14 protein-coding genes and 1 pseudogene are annotated in these 13,978 nt (G+C 71.7%); 12 read left to right on the top strand and 3 right to left on the bottom strand.

Translation table 11 applies throughout. The features are described 5' to 3' along the window. Positions 1-100: 100 nt before the first annotated feature. The 6 genes from ACH4PU_RS01080 to ACH4PU_RS01055 all read left to right on the top strand — a co-directional run bounded on the left by ACH4PU_RS01080 (position 101) and on the right by ACH4PU_RS01055 (position 6,861). Positions 101-1,882, top strand: coding sequence for an ABC transporter substrate-binding protein (locus ACH4PU_RS01080; protein WP_398264270.1), 1,782 nt, complete (start codon positions 101-103; stop codon positions 1,880-1,882). A 134-nt stretch (positions 1,883-2,016) separates the two neighbouring features. Next, the gene (locus ACH4PU_RS01075) at positions 2,017-3,015 is read left to right on the top strand and encodes an ABC transporter permease (RefSeq protein WP_398264268.1); all 999 of its coding nucleotides are present in this window, start codon (positions 2,017-2,019) and stop codon (positions 3,013-3,015) included. Beyond that, complete coding sequence (locus tag ACH4PU_RS01070) at positions 3,012-4,112, top strand: ABC transporter ATP-binding protein (protein ID WP_398264266.1); 1,101 nt, start codon at positions 3,012-3,014, stop codon at positions 4,110-4,112. The genes ACH4PU_RS01075 and ACH4PU_RS01070 overlap by 4 nt, the downstream gene beginning before the upstream one ends. An 83-nt stretch (positions 4,113-4,195) precedes the next feature. Then, positions 4,196-5,191: an ABC transporter ATP-binding protein gene (locus ACH4PU_RS01065; RefSeq protein ID WP_398265303.1), complete on the top strand. Its 996-nt coding sequence runs from the start codon at positions 4,196-4,198 to the stop codon at positions 5,189-5,191. An 81-nt stretch (positions 5,192-5,272) separates the two neighbouring features. Next, the gene (locus ACH4PU_RS01060) at positions 5,273-5,980 is read left to right on the top strand and encodes a trimeric intracellular cation channel family protein (protein ID WP_398264264.1); all 708 of its coding nucleotides are present in this window, start codon (positions 5,273-5,275) and stop codon (positions 5,978-5,980) included. Positions 5,981-6,003: 23 nt separating this feature from the next. Continuing rightward, positions 6,004-6,861, top strand: a complete 858-nt coding sequence (locus ACH4PU_RS01055; protein WP_398264262.1) for a thioesterase family protein — start codon at positions 6,004-6,006, stop codon at positions 6,859-6,861. A 25-nt stretch (positions 6,862-6,886) separates the two neighbouring features. Here the strand turns inward: ACH4PU_RS01055 and ACH4PU_RS01050 are convergent, their stop codons facing one another. Further along, on the bottom strand, positions 6,887-7,471 hold the full coding sequence (locus ACH4PU_RS01050; protein ID WP_398264260.1) for a TIGR03086 family metal-binding protein: 585 nt from the start codon (positions 7,469-7,471) through the stop codon (positions 6,887-6,889). 319 nt (positions 7,472-7,790) lie between these two features. On the opposite strand from ACH4PU_RS01050, the gene ACH4PU_RS01045 reads away from it, so the two are divergent. Beyond that, complete coding sequence (locus ACH4PU_RS01045; protein ID WP_398264258.1) at positions 7,791-8,960, top strand: cysteine desulfurase family protein; 1,170 nt, start codon at positions 7,791-7,793, stop codon at positions 8,958-8,960. Positions 8,961-9,024: 64 nt separating this feature from the next. Then, positions 9,025-10,167, top strand: coding sequence for a tRNA 2-thiouridine(34) synthase MnmA (mnmA, locus tag ACH4PU_RS01040; protein WP_398264256.1), 1,143 nt, complete (start codon positions 9,025-9,027; stop codon positions 10,165-10,167). A gap of 127 nt (positions 10,168-10,294) precedes the next feature. On the opposite strand, the gene ACH4PU_RS01035 is transcribed toward mnmA, so the two are convergent. Beyond that, positions 10,295-10,867, bottom strand: coding sequence for a TetR/AcrR family transcriptional regulator (locus ACH4PU_RS01035; protein WP_398264254.1), 573 nt, complete (start codon positions 10,865-10,867; stop codon positions 10,295-10,297). Positions 10,868-10,967: 100 nt separating this feature from the next. Here ACH4PU_RS01035 and ACH4PU_RS01030 point away from each other — a divergent pair, with 100 nt between their 5' ends. From ACH4PU_RS01030 to ACH4PU_RS01020, 3 genes are all read left to right on the top strand, one after another. Beyond that, positions 10,968-11,255: a putative quinol monooxygenase gene (locus tag ACH4PU_RS01030; RefSeq protein WP_398264252.1), complete on the top strand. Its 288-nt coding sequence runs from the start codon at positions 10,968-10,970 to the stop codon at positions 11,253-11,255. A 57-nt stretch (positions 11,256-11,312) separates the two neighbouring features. Beyond that, a complete protein-coding gene (locus ACH4PU_RS01025) occupies positions 11,313-11,810 on the top strand; it encodes a hypothetical protein (protein ID WP_398264250.1) in 498 nt (165 codons plus the stop codon). Between the two features lie 130 nt (positions 11,811-11,940). After that, positions 11,941-12,906, top strand: coding sequence for an SDR family NAD(P)-dependent oxidoreductase (locus ACH4PU_RS01020; protein ID WP_398264248.1), 966 nt, complete (start codon positions 11,941-11,943; stop codon positions 12,904-12,906). On the opposite strand, the gene ACH4PU_RS01015 is transcribed toward ACH4PU_RS01020, so the two are convergent. Then, complete coding sequence (locus ACH4PU_RS01015) at positions 12,894-13,088, bottom strand: DUF397 domain-containing protein (RefSeq protein ID WP_398264246.1); 195 nt, start codon at positions 13,086-13,088, stop codon at positions 12,894-12,896. The genes ACH4PU_RS01020 and ACH4PU_RS01015 overlap by 13 nt on opposite strands. Before the next feature lie 8 nt (positions 13,089-13,096). On the opposite strand from ACH4PU_RS01015, the pseudogene ACH4PU_RS01010 reads away from it, so the two are divergent. Next, positions 13,097-13,969, top strand: a pseudogene (locus tag ACH4PU_RS01010) (Tn3 family transposase); the annotation flags it as partial. Positions 13,970-13,978 lie beyond the last annotated feature (9 nt).

The raw sequence follows: 13,978 nt of genomic DNA, 5'->3' as shown, positions 1-13,978 counted from the left end.
CACCCGTCCGGTCCCTCCGGCACCAGGAGTACGAGCTGAAGGAACCACCCCCATCGCGGTCCGCTCCCCGGCCCGCGACGATCACGGAGGTCGCGACATCTTGGCAACGCACAGGACATCGAGGAGAACGGCCGCCGGCGCGGCACTGGTGGTCGCGGCCCTCGTCGGGGTCACCGCCTGCGGTGGCGGAGGAAGCAGCAAGAACGACAAGGGCGGCGGGGGCGGCGGCAAGGGCCCCGGCTTCAACGCGGGCGTCGAGAAGGTCGCCAGCCCGTCCGACAAGAAGGGCGGCGAGCTGAAGTTCATCGCCACCCAGGAGTCCGACTCCTGGGACCCGCAGCGCATGTACTACGGCTTCGCCTGGGACTTCGCCCGCTACTACGTCCGTACGCTCGTCACCTCCAAGCCCGCGCCGGGCCACGGGAGCGCCGAGCTGGTGCCGGACCTGGCCACCGACCTGGGCAAGGTCTCGGACGACAAGAAGTCCTACACCTTCACCCTGAAGGACGGGATCGCCTGGGAGGACGGCCGGCCGATCACCGCGCAGGACATCAAGTACGGCATCGAGCGCACCTGGGCGCAGGACAAGATCTCCGGCGGCCCCACCTGGCTGATGCAGGTCCTGGACCCGGAGAAGAAGTACAAGGGCCCCTACAAGGACGACAGCAAGGACAAGCTGGGCCTGTCCGCGATCGAGACGCCGAACGCCAAGACCATCACCTTCAAACTGGCCAAGCCCAACGGCGACTTCCTCCAGATGCTGGCGCTGCCCGCCGCCGGCCCGGTGCCGCAGGACAAGGACACCGCGGAGAAGTACAACCTCCGGCCGTTCTCCAGCGGCCCGTACAAGTTCGAGTCGTACAGCCCCAACAAGAGCATGGTCCTCGTCCGCAACGACAAGTGGAACAAGGACTCCGACCAGGTCCGCAAGGCGCTGCCGGACAAGATCTCGGTCAAGTTCACCACCAACGCGGACGCGATGGACAGCGACCTGATCGCGGGCAACTACGACGTCGACCTCAACGCCACCGGCATGGGCTCGGCCGGCCGCCAGAAGGCGCTCCAGACCGCCAAGGGGAACCTGGACAACCCGCAGACCGGCTTCATCCGGTACGCGGCCTTCCCCAAGTCCGTCGCGCCGTTCGACAACGTGCACTGCCGCAAGGCGGTCATCTACGGCGCCGACCACACCTCCCTCCAGACCGCCCGCGGCGGCCCCCAGGCGGGCGGTGACATCGGCCTCAACATGATCCCGCCGGCCGTCACCGGACACGACGCGGCCTACGACCCGTACAACCTCAAGCAGGGCGCGGCCGACCCGGCCAAGGCCAAGGAGGAGCTGAAGGCCTGCGGCAAGCCGGACGGCTTCAAGACCACCATCGCGGTGCGGAACAACAAGCCGCAGGAGATCGCCACCGCCGAGTCGCTCCAGGCGTCGCTGAAGAAGATCGGCATCGAGACGCAGATCGACCAGTACGACGGCGCCCAGTCGTCGACCGTCGTCGGCGCCCCGGCGAACGTCAAGAACAAGAACTACGGGATCATCGTCTTCGGCTGGGGCGCGGACTTCCCCAGCGGCCAGGGCTTCCTCCAGCCCATCGTGGACGGCCGGTTCATCCTCGACACCGCCAACCAGAACTACCCCGAGCTCAACGACCCCGAGGTCAACAAGCTGATGGACCAGGCCATCGCGGAGAGCGACCCGCAGAAGGCGGGGAAGATCTACCAGGAGGCGAACAAGAAGGTCATGGAGGGCGCCTGGTACCTGCCCTTCACCTACGAGAAGAACATCATCTGGCGCAGCTCCCGGCTGACCAACGTCTACACGACGGACGCCTTCAACGGCCGGTACGACTACCAGGCCCTGGGCGTCGCCAAGTGACCGCGCACGGGCCGCAGCCGACCGTCCATCCGCTCCTCCGGCACTCCCGCCGCTAGGCCCGAAGGGCAGGTGAGGGCCGAGCGCGGCGGTCCGGTGGATATCTCGGCCACCGGACCGCCGCCGGGCCGACCGCAGTGTTCGCTTACATCGTCAGGCGACTGTTCGCCGTCATCGTGATGCTGCTCGTGGTCACGCTGGTGACCTTCTTCATCTTCTTCACCATCCCCAAGCTCACCGGGGCCGACCCCGCCGCCATGTACGTCGGCAAGCAGGCGGACCCGGAGACGATCGAGGGCATCCGGCAGAAGCTCGGGCTCAGCGACCCGGTCCTGGTCCAGTTCTGGCACTTCGTCACCGGCATCTTCGCCGGCCGCGACTACACCGGGGGCGGCACCACCGACCACTGCCCGGCCCCCTGCTTCGGCTACTCGTTCCGCACCGAGCAGGCCGTCTGGCCGGTCCTCACCGACCGGCTGCCCCCGACCCTCTCGCTCGCCGGCGGCGCCTGCGTCATCTGGCTGCTGCTCGGCGTCACCGCCGGCGTGGTCTCCGCCCTCAAGCGCGGCACCAAGATCGACCGCGGTGCCATGATGACGGCCCTGGCCGGCGTCTCGCTGCCGATCTACTTCACCGCCCTGCTGCTGCTCGCCCTGTTCAAGTACAAGCTCGGCTGGACCTCGTCCGAGTACGTGGACTTCGCCGACGATCCGGCCGGCTGGTTCGGCGGGCTGATCCTGCCCTGGGTCGCCCTCGCCTTCCTCTACGCGGCCATGTACGCCCGGCTCACCCGCGCCACCATGATGGAAGTGCTCGGCGAGGACTACATCCGCACCGCCCGTGCCAAGGGGCTCACCGAACGCATGGTGATCGGCAAGCACGCGATGCGCTCCACCATGACCCCCATCGCCACCATCCTCGGCATGGACCTCGGCGCCCTGGTCGGCAGCGCGATCCTCACCGAGAGCGCCTTCAACCTGCCCGGTCTCGGCCAGGCCGCGGTCACCGCCATCAACAACCGCGACCTGCCGATCATCCTCGGCGTGGTGCTCATCGCCGCCACCGCCGTCGTCATCGCCAACCTCGTGGTGGACCTGCTCTACGCCGTGATCGACCCCCGTGTGAGGCTCTCATGACCACCACCCCCGAGCCGGCCGTCGAGATCGTCGAGGAGCCACCGGGCGACCGCGCCTACCTGGACGTCCGCGACCTGCGCATCCACTTCCCCACCGACGACGGCGTGGTGAAGTCCGTCGACGGGCTCTCGTTCCGGCTGGACAAGGGTCGCACGCTCGGCATCGTCGGCGAGTCCGGTTCCGGCAAGTCCGTCAGCTCGCTCGGGATCATGGGCCTGCACACCGTCGGCCAGTACGGCCGGCGCAAGGCCCGGATCTCCGGGGAGATCTGGCTCGACGGCAAGGAACTGCTCACCGCCGACCCCGAAGAGGTCCGCCGGCTGCGCGGCCGCGAGATGGCGATGATCTTCCAGGACCCGCTGTCCGCCATGCACCCCTACTTCACCATCGGCGCGCAGATCGCCGAGGCGTACCGGACCCACCACGACACCGACAAGAAGACCGCCCGCAAACGGGCCGTCGAACTCCTCGACCGCGTCGGCATCCCGCAGCCCGACCGGCGGGTGGACGACTACCCGCACCAGTTCTCCGGCGGCATGCGGCAACGCGCCATGATCGCCATGGCGCTGGTCAACAACCCCGCCCTGCTCATCGCGGACGAGCCGACGACCGCCCTCGACGTCACCGTCCAGGCGCAGATCCTCGACCTCATCCGCGACCTGCAGAAGGAGTTCGGCTCCGCCGTCATCATCATCACCCACGACCTGGGCGTGGTCGCCGAACTGGCCGACGACATCCTCGTCATGTACGGCGGCCGCTGCGTCGAACGCGGCCCGGCCGAGCAGGTCTTCTACGAGCCCCAGCACCCCTACACCTGGGGCCTGCTCGGCTCCATGCCGCGCATCGACCGCGACCAGACCGAACGGCTGATCCCGGTCAAGGGCTCGCCGCCCAGCCTGATCAACGTGCCGCCCGGCTGCGCCTTCAGCCCGCGCTGCCCGTACGCCGACGTCCCGGGGGAGGGGATCACCCGCACCGAGCGGCCCGAACTCCGGCCGGTGACGGGGGAGAAGAGCCGGGGCCACGTCGCCGCCTGCCACATGGCGCAGGAGGAGCGGACGCGGATCTGGACCGAAGAGATCGCTCCCAAGCTGTGAAGGACCGAGCTGTGCCTGAAGACAACGACGCGGTTGCCCAGCGCGACGAGGAGGCGCCGTCCGCCACCCCGGAGGTACGTCCCCTGCTCCGCGTGGACGGCCTGGTCAAACACTTCCCGATCACCAAGGGGCTGCTGCGCCGCCAGGTGGGCGCCGTGCACGCCGTGGACGGCATCAGCTTCGACGTCCGCCCCGGCGAGACCCTGGGCGTGGTCGGCGAGTCGGGCTGCGGCAAGTCCACCATGGGCCGGCTGGTCACCCGGCTGCTCGAACCCACCGGCGGGACCGTGGAGTTCGAGGGCCGGGACATCTCCCACCTGGGGGTGGGCGGGATGCGCCCGATGCGCCGGGACATCCAGATGATCTTCCAGGACCCGTACTCCTCCCTGAACCCCCGGCACACCGTCGGCACCATCGTCGGCGCGCCCTTCCGGCTCCAGGGCATCACCCCCGAGGGCGGGGTGAAGAAGGAGGTGCAGCGGCTGCTGGGGCTGGTGGGTCTCAACCCCGAGCACTACAACCGCTACCCGCACGAGTTCTCCGGCGGCCAGCGGCAGCGCATCGGCATCGCCCGCGCGCTGGCGCTCAAGCCGAAGCTGGTGATCGCCGACGAACCGGTCTCCGCGCTGGACGTCTCGATCCAGGCCCAGGTGGTCAACCTGCTGGACGACCTCCAGGACGAGCTCGGGCTGACGTACATCATCATCGCCCACGACCTGTCGGTGATCCGGCACGTCTCGGACCGGATCGCGGTGATGTACCTCGGCAAGATCGTGGAGCTGACCGACCGCCGCTCGCTCTACAGCACCCCCATGCACCCCTACACCAAGGCCCTCCTCTCGGCCGTGCCGGTGCCCGACCCGCGGCGGCGGGCCAAGCGGGAGCGCATCCTGCTGAAGGGCGACGTCCCGTCGCCGATCTCGCCGCCCTCGGGCTGCCGGTTCCACACCCGGTGCTGGAAGGCGACGGAGGTGTGCCGGACCGAGGAACCGGTGCTGACCGCGCTCCGGCCCGGCCACCAGGTGGCGTGCCACCACCCGGAGCCGGTGGATTCCGCGGAGGGGGAGGCGGCGGCCTGAGCGGGGCTCGCCGAGGCGTCGGGCGGGAACCCCCCCAGGGCGGGACAAGGGGGACACCCGGCCGACCGGTAAGAATGTCGCGTGCTCACCGATCTGTTCTCCCCCTCCGTCCAGCACTGGCTGGACATCGTCGGGATCTTCGTCTTCGCGATCTCCGGCGCGCTGCTCGGCGTCCGCAAGAACTTCGACGTCTTCGGCATGGCGGTACTGGCGGAGGTCACGGCACTGGGCGGAGGTCTCTTCCGGGACCTGGTCATCGGTGCCGTGCCGCCCGCCGCCTTCAGCGACCTCGGCTACTTCGTCACCCCGCTGATCGCCACGCTGATCGTCTTCTTCCTGCACCCCGAGGTGGAACGGATCACCAGCGCGGTGAACGTCTTCGACGCCGCCGGGCTCGGCCTCTTCTGCGTCACCGGGACGGTCAAGGCGTACGGGCACGGGCTCGGCCTCACCCAGTCCGCCACCCTCGGGCTGGCCACGGCGGTGGGCGGGGGAGTGCTGCGCGACGTCCTCGCCCACGAGGTGCCGTCGCTGCTCCGCTGGGACCGCGACCTGTACGCCGTCCCGGCCATGGCCGGTGCCGCGACGGCGGCGCTGATGCTGAAGTTCGGTGTGCTGCACGGGCCCACCAACGCCATCCCGGTCGTCGTCGGCTGCGGGCTGCGGCTGCTCTCGATGCGCTTCCACTGGCGGGCCCCGCGCGCCTGGCACCGGCGGAGCGCGGCGGCGGAGGAGCTGCAGCCCGGGGTCGGGCCGCACGTCACTCCCCGTAAGGCTACCCGCCGGTAACCTACCGGTAGTACGGTGCCCGCATGGCACTGGCAACCATCGGCAACAGCGAGTTCGACCGGGACACCGCGATCACGCCGCGCGCCCCGGGCGTGACCGAGGACGGCACCGCCGCGCACGACGTCCGCGTCCACCAGGGCTGGACGCTCTTCGGCGCGGCCAACGGCGGCTACCTCCTCGCCATCGCGGCCCGGGCCCTCGCGGACACCCTCCCGCACCCCGACCCGTTCACCGTCACCGCCCACTACCTGAGCGCCACCCGGCCGGGCCCGGCCGTCATCCGCAGCAGCCGGGCGCACACCCGCCGGTCGCTCTCCACCGGCCAGGCGAGCCTGTTCCAGACGGCCGACGACGGTACGGAGGTCGAACGGCTGCGGGTGCTCGCCACGTACGGCGACCTGGACGCGCTCCCCGACGACGTGCGCACCACCGCCAAGCCGCCGGAGCTGCCGCCGCGCGAGCACTGCGTCTCCCGCGAGGACCTCGGCGGCGGCGAGGGCTTCGGCGCCGCCGAGATCGTCGCCCGCCTCGACCTGGCGCTCGACCCCGCCACCGCCGGCTGGGCGACCGGCGGTCCGGCGGGCCCGGGCGAGATGCGCGGCTGGTTCGACTTCGCCGACGGCCGCGACCCGGACCCGCTCTCCCTCCTCCTGGCCGCCGACGCGCTCCCGCCCACCCCGTTCGACCTGGGCATCATCGGCTGGGTCCCGACGGTCGAACTCACCGTCCACATCCGCCGCCGCCCCGCCCCGGGCCCCCTCCGCGTCGCGGTCGTCACCCGCAACTTCGCGGGCGGCTTCCTGGAGGAGGACGCGGAGATCTGGGACAGCGCGGACCGGCTGGTGGCGCAGTCGCGGCAGCTGGCGCGGATGCTGGGCTGAGGCGCTCCGGCTCGGATCGTCCGGCTCAGTCCAGCGGCCGGCCGGTCCGGGCCGCCAGCCGGGTGTGGACGTCGGCCCCCTCGGGAGCCGGCCGGGCGGCGCCGAAGGCGCCCTCCCTGCCCTCGGGCGGCAGCGTCTCGGCCACCTTCAGGGCGTGCTCGGACAGCTCCGGGTCGAGCGTGACGGGCCGGCCGATCGCCTCGTTGAGGTCCCAGGTGTGGACGACCGTCTCCAGTACGAGGAAGCTGATCACGCCGTAACCGGGGGACTTCCCCCACGGCACGTCGTACATGGCCGTCAGCACCGACTCGTCGTCCCAGGCGGCGACGAGCCGGGAGCCGGCCTCGTCGAGGGCGGCGGCCCAGCCGTCGTCCGCCACCTGCGGCGGGGCGGGCGGCCCGCTCGGCCGGTACCCGCCGCTGGAGGCGACCTCCGTCAGCGCACGGGCGGCGCCGAGGACGTGCCCCAGCAGCCCCCGGACGTCGTACTCGGTACAGGGGGTCGGGTCGTTCAGCCGCTCCGGCCGCACGGCGGCGGCGACGGCGGCAAGCTGCGCGACGGCCCGGCGCAGCTTCGGGCGCGGGTCGGGAACGTTCTCGGTGTCGGGCACGGGCGGCTCTCCTCGGTGCGCTGCGGGTGGTGGTGCGGGCGGATGGCCCCAGCAGAGCCTGCCGCTGGAGGACGCGGCTCGCCGTGTGTTTTTCGGCCAATGTCCGGGTCGAATCAGCCCGTCCGCACCCACCCACCAGCCCGTCCGGCGCTTGAGGACAACCGCGCGGAGCGCGGTTGCGGGGGTGCGGGGGCGCAGCCCCCGCAAGAAACGGTGAATGGGGGTGCCCCCTCTGGGGGAGGGACTGGGGCACCCCCCCACCGAACAGCACCGCACCGCCGGGTACGCCCACCCCCACAGCTCGTAGAATCGTCCCACCATGGCCTACCTCGACCACGCAGCCACCACTCCGATGCTCCCGGAGGCGGTGAGGGCGATGACCGCCCACCTCCCGGTAGCCGGCAACGCCTCATCGCTGCACGCCGCCGGGCGCGCAGCCCGCCGCACCGTCGAGGAGGCCCGCGAGTCGCTCGCCGCCGCACTCGGCGCCCGCCCCAGCGAGGTCGTCTTCACGGCGGGCGGCACGGAGGCGGACAACCTCGCCGTGAAGGGCCTGTACTGGTCCCGCCGCGCGGCCGACCCCGCGCGGACCCGCGTCCTCGCCAGCCCGGTGGAGCACCACGCCGTCCTCGACGCGGTCGACTGGCTGGCGGCCCACGAGGGCGCCACCGTCGAGTACCTGCCGGTCGACGCGCACGGCAGGGTGCACCCGGAGGCGCTCCGCGAGGCGATAGCCCGCGACCCGGCGGACGTCGCCCTGGTCACGGTCATGTGGGCCAACAACGAGATCGGCACGATCCAGCCGGTCACCGAACTCGCCGCCGTGGCCGCGGAGTTCGACGTCCCGATGCATGCCGACGCCGTACAGGCGGCAGGCCAGCTGGACGTGGACTTCGCCGCGTCCGGCCTGGCCGCGATGACCGTCAGCGGCCACAAGATCGGCGGCCCGTACGGCATCGGCGCACTGCTGCTGGGCCGCAGCCACACGCCCGTCCCGCTGCTGCACGGCGGCGGCCAGGAGCGGCACGTGCGCTCGGGCACGCTGGACGTCCCCGCGATCGCCGCGTTCGCGGTGGCGGGCACGCTGGCGGCCGAACGCCGGGAGGAGTTCGCGCGGGAGGTCGGCACCCTCCGGGACCGCCTGATCGCCGGCGTCCTGGAGGCCGTCCCCGACGCGGTCCTCGGCGGCGACCCGGACCCGGCGGGCCGCCTCCCCGCCAACGCCCACTTCTCGTTCCCCGGCTGCGAGGGCGACTCGCTCCTGCTGCTCCTGGACGCCCAGGGCATCGAGTGCTCGACGGGCTCCGCCTGCACCGCCGGCGTCGCCCAGCCCAGCCACGTCGTCCTCGCCACCGGCACGGACCCGGAGCTGGCGCGCGGCACGCTCCGCTTCTCGCTCGGCCACACGTCGACGGAGGCGGACGTGGCGGCGGTCCTGGAGGCGATCGGCCCGGCGGTGAAGCGGGCGAGGAGCGCGGGCCTGAGCTAGTCGCCGCGGCCCCCGCGAAATGGGGGAGGGGACGAGATCGCACCTCCCGTACCCTGGAGAGGCTATGACTGACTTCCCGGGTGCACCCGATCCCCAGGCCCCCCGCAAGGGACTCCGCGTCCTCGCCGCCATGTCCGGCGGCGTCGATTCCGCCGTCGCCGCGGCCCGCGCCGTCGAAGCGGGCCACGACGTGACCGGCGTGCACCTGGCCCTGTCGGCCAACCCGCAGTCCTTCCGCACCGGCGCCCGCGGCTGCTGCACCATCGAGGACTCCCGCGACGCCCGCCGCGCCGCCGACGTGATCGGCATCCCCTTCTACTGCTGGGACCTGGCCGAGCGCTTCCGCGAGGACGTCGTCGAGGACTTCGTCGCCGAGTACGAGGCCGGCCGCACGCCCAACCCCTGCCTGCGCTGCAACGAGAAGATCAAGTTCGCGGCGCTGCTGGACAAGGCGCTCGCCCTGGGCTTCGACGCGGTCTGCACCGGCCACTACGCGACGGTCGTCCTCAACGAGGACGGCACCCGCGAGCTGCACCGCGCCAGCGACATGGCCAAGGACCAGTCCTATGTCCTGGGCGTCCTGGACGAGCGCCAGCTCGCGCACGCGATGTTCCCCCTCGGTGACACGATCACCACCAAGGAGGAGATCCGCGCCGAGGCCGAGCGCCGCGGCCTGGCCGTCGCGAAGAAGCCGGACAGCCACGACATCTGCTTCATCGCCGACGGCGACACCCGCGGCTTCCTGGCCAAGCGCCTCGGCACCGCCGAGGGCGACATCGTCGACGAGACCGGCACCAAGGTCGGCACCCACGAGGGCGCCTACGGCTTCACCATCGGCCAGCGCAAGGGCCTCCGCCTCGGCCACCCGGCCCCGGACGGCAAGCCGCGCTACGTCCTCGACATCTCCCCGGTGAACAACACCGTCACCGTCGGCCCCGCCGAGGCCCTGGACGTCACCGCCCTCACGGCCATCCGCCCCCGCTGGTGCGGCGTCGCCCCCACCGGCCCCGCCCGCTACACCGCCCAACTCCGCGCCCACGGCGGCGAGACCCCGGTCACGGCGGAACTCGTGGACGGCACCCTCCAGGTCACCTTCACCAGCCCCGTCCGCGGCGTCGCCCCCGGCCAGGCGATCGTCCTCTATGACGGCACCCGCGTCGTCGGCTCGGCGACCATCGCGACGACGGAACGGGCCGTCGCGGCCTGAGGCGCGGGCGGCACACCGCCCTTCCTCGAAGAGGTGCCGCCGCGGAGGCGGTCGCCGTATGCGGCGGCCCGCGTACGAGCGGCGGGTTACGGCCGCCGCCGGGTGACGTGTGCCGCCACCTGCCCTGTCATGCGGGGGAGTTGTCGCGGGAGACGCCGAGGACGAGGTCGGCGGCGCGGGCGATGACCGTGGCGCGGGTGGTGCCGGGGTGGTCGGCGGCGAGGAAGTGGCTGCCGATGGCCGTGCAGAAGGCGAGCAGGGCACGGGCCTCGACCTCGTCCGGGTCGGCGCAGAAGGTGCCGAGCGCGTCGCGCAGGAGTTGCATGCGCTTGTCGTCCACGCGCCGCAGGCGCTCGGCGACGGTGTGGTCGCGGCGGGCCCACTCGCGCACGGCCAGGTCGATGGGCAGCAGGCGGTCGCCGGAGAAGGTGAGCTGCCCGGCCAGGCGGACCCGGTCCCGGACGTCGCCGCCCTCGTGCTCGACCCGGGCGATGACGTCGTCGACGCTCTCGCGCTCCCAGGTGTCCAGCATCGCCGTCAGCAGGGCCTCGCGGTCGGCGAAGTATCCATAGAAGCCGCCCTTGGTCACCCCCATCGCCTTGGCGAGCGCCTCGACCCGCACCGAGTCCACCCCGCCCGAGGCCAGGGCCTCCAGTCCCGCCTCGATCCACTTCTCGCGCGGTGTGCGCATTGCGCCCATCTGTGGTCCACCTCACCCTGTCCATCCGATTGTACGGCGCCGTATATCGCCCTAGTCTGCCGTTGTACGGCATCGTATAACCAAGGGGAGAGGACCCTCCATGTCATTCGGTTTCGTTGCCTTCCACTACCCCGCCCCCGAGCACCTCGACGCGTTCGTCCGCGAGGCCCACAAGGTCGCCGACGCGGCGCGGCACCAGCCCGGATTCCTCTCCGTCGGCGTCTGGGTCACCCCGGACGAGGACGCCGTCGTCACCACCGGCGCGTACGAGTCGGAAGCGGCCTTCCTGGCGGCGTCCCGAGTCGGCCGCGAAATGGGCGCGACGCCCGACGGCATCAGCGACCTGGAAGTCAGGCCCCGAGAGGTCCACTTCCTCGTGTCGCGCTAGAGCACCGCACTGCTGCCGCCTTGCCCGCCGGTCCAACGCCACCCACGAGGAGTGATGATGGTCGATCCCGATACCCCTCCGCACGTTCGGGGCCGGGTGCGCCATGCCCCGGTCCCGCCCGCCGCGCACGCGCTCAGCACCCTGCCGCGGATCGACTACGAGAACGCCGTGCTCGCCGACCTCGACACGGCACCGGACCGCACCGCCGAGCAGTGGGCGCGAGCCGTCCTGGAAGACGCGGATGCCGACACGCGACAGGCCCTGACCCGGGGCTGGACGTCGCTCGGCCTCGCCCTCGCTCCGGCCGGATCCGACGGCTGCGTACTCGGCTGGCGAGTGCGCAGCAGCACCCCGGACGCCGTTCTCCTCGCCGCCGACGCCACCCTGGGACTCCGCGGCGAGCTGCTCTTCCAACTGACGCGAGGCGGGCTGCTGTCGGCCTGCTTCATCCAACTGGACGGCGACGCGGCGCGCGCCCTGTGGGCCCCGGTCGAGAGCCGCCACCCCCAGGTCATGCACCGGCTTCTCGAGCAGGCCGTATCCCGGGCGACGTGACAGGACGGGGACGCTCGGCGACCCGCTGTCGGAAGCCTGTCGGAGGTGACCGCGATCTGTCGGCGCTCCGTCGGTGGCTGCTGCGAGCTTGGACGGGTCGCCGTCGCCGTCGAACGCAAGGAGCCCCCCAGTGTCGTCCGTATCCAAGAGCCGAGCGTGGGACGTCCGCCGGCCGCCCTCCGACGAGGGCAAGGTTGTCCTGGTCACCGGGGGTAACGCCGGGATCGGCTACTTCGTCGCGGAGCAGCTCGCCGCCACCGGCGTCGTCGTCGTGCTCGGCAGCCGGAGCGCCGCCAAGGCTGACGCCGCCATGGCCGCGATCCGCTCGCGCGTGGCCGGCGCGCGCCTGCGGCACCTTCCGCTGGACCTCGCCGACCTGTCGTCCCTGAAGGCCGCCGTGGACGGGTCGGGTCTCGACCGCCTCGACGCGGTGGTCCACAACGCGGGTGTCGCGCTCGACGACCCGCCGCGTCAGGAGACGCCGGACGGTCACGAGTTGATGTTCGGCACCAACCACCTCGGTCACTTTGCTCTCACCCGGTGGCTGGCCCCTCTGCTGTCCGCCGCCCCGGCCGGCCGCGTCGTGACGGTCGGCAGCTTCGCGGCGCGGTCCGAGCGCCTGGACCTGGACGATCCGCAGTCGACCCGGGACTACCGGCCCAAGCGCAGCTACGGCCGGTCCAAGCTGGCGCAGATGTGCTTCGGCTTCGAACTCGACCGCCGCTTGCGTGCCGTCGGCAGCTCGGTGCTCAGTGTGGTGGCGCACCCCGGCGGCGCGCTGGACGGCCTCACTCCGTCCCGCCCGCCGGTCCACGTGACGAAGCCGGGCGCGCGGCTGCGCGCCTGGCCCGCCGGGCTCCTGGTGCAGGGCAAGGAGGCCGGAGCCTGGCCCGTCGTCCGCGCCGTCCTCGACCCGGATGTGCGGGGAGGGGAGTTGTGGGGGCCGAGGGTCTTCGGCCTGCGCGGCATCCCGCGGCGCGAGCCCGTCCCCTCCCACATGGCCGACCGGTCCGTCGCCACCCGCCTCTGGACGGTCAGCTGCGAACTGACGGGCACGGATTCACGCCTCGGCTTTCCCTCCCGTCAGGCGCTGTAGGCGGTCGCGCTCGCCCTTGTCCCGCGTACCAGCGCCCGGAAGGCGCTCGGGCTGGTCCGTATGCCGTGTTCGGGTTCGGAGCCCTCGCGTAGGGCTATGCCGGGTGTGTTCGTGCACACCTGTACGCAGTTGTTGCCGCCCGCATCGGAGAGTGGCGACTTGAACCAAATCGGTTCAGGCACGGCGCAACGGGCTGCTCGCCTCCGTCGACGGCCTGCGCTTCGTCGTCCCCGTCCGCACCGTCAACGCCGCCCCCTCGCCCGAGTACTTCGCGAAGAAGAAGGGCATGACATGGTTGAACGCGATCAATGACCAGGTCATCGGGATCGGGCAGATGGTGGTGCCCGGCACCCCGCGCGACAGCCTGTTCGTCCTGGATACGCTGCTGAACCTGGACGGCGGGGGCAAGCCGGAGATGATCGCTACCGATCACGCCTCGTACTCGGACATGGTCTTCGGCATCTTCAAGCTGCTCGGCTACCGCTTCTCCCCACGCTTCGAGGACCTGGAAGATCAGCGGTTCTGGCGCGCGACGATGCTCGGCACCGAGCCGGCGGGCACCTACGGGCCGCTGGAGGCGCTGGCCCGCCACAAGGTGAACGTCAAGAAGGCCATCCAGCACTGGCCGGACATGCTGCGGGTGGCCGGCTCCCTGGTCACCAACCAGGTCCGCGCCTACGACCTGCTGCGGATGTTCGGCCGCGAGGGCCACCCCACCCCGCTGGGGCAGGCGTTCGCCGAGTACGGGCGCATCGCCAAGCCCTTGCACCTGCTCGCCGTCGTCGACCCGGTCGATGACACCTACCGGCGGCAGATGCACAAGCAGCTCACCGTCCAGGAGTCCCGCCACAAGCTCGCCCGCGACATCTGCCACGGCAAGAAGGGCACCATCCACCAGGCATACCGCGACGGGATGGAGGACCAGCTCGGCTCGCTCGGCCTGGTCCTGAACGCGGTGGTGCTCTGGACGACGCGGTACTTCGCTATCTCCCACAGCCCGTCCGGAACAATCCAACTCCAAGTACCCCGCCCCATAGACAGCCCAACGAGCGATCACCGCATAGGACACCGT

Origin of the sequence: Streptomyces sp. NPDC021100 (assembly GCF_044333095.1) — a bacterium.
In the GTDB taxonomy this organism is placed as follows: Bacteria; Actinomycetota; Actinomycetes; order Streptomycetales; family Streptomycetaceae; genus Streptomyces.
This window is presented reverse-complemented; position numbering and strand designations above follow the sequence as displayed.

Bases quoted from the DNA above. Each gene is read 5' to 3' on its own strand.
- ACH4PU_RS01070 (WP_398264266.1), top strand. From the start codon at position 3,012: ATGACCACCACCCCCGAGCCGGCCGTCGAGATCGTCGAGGAGCCACCG.
- ACH4PU_RS01055 (WP_398264262.1), top strand. From the start codon at position 6,004: ATGGCACTGGCAACCATCGGCAACAGCGAGTTCGACCGGGACACCGCG.
- ACH4PU_RS01045 (WP_398264258.1), top strand. From the start codon at position 7,791: ATGGCCTACCTCGACCACGCAGCCACCACTCCGATGCTCCCGGAGGCG.
- mnmA (WP_398264256.1), top strand. From the start codon at position 9,025: ATGACTGACTTCCCGGGTGCACCCGATCCCCAGGCCCCCCGCAAGGGA.
- ACH4PU_RS01035 (WP_398264254.1), bottom strand. From the start codon at position 10,867: ATGGGCGCAATGCGCACACCGCGCGAGAAGTGGATCGAGGCGGGACTG.
- ACH4PU_RS01030 (WP_398264252.1), top strand. From the start codon at position 10,968: ATGTCATTCGGTTTCGTTGCCTTCCACTACCCCGCCCCCGAGCACCTC.
- ACH4PU_RS01025 (WP_398264250.1), top strand. From the start codon at position 11,313: ATGGTCGATCCCGATACCCCTCCGCACGTTCGGGGCCGGGTGCGCCAT.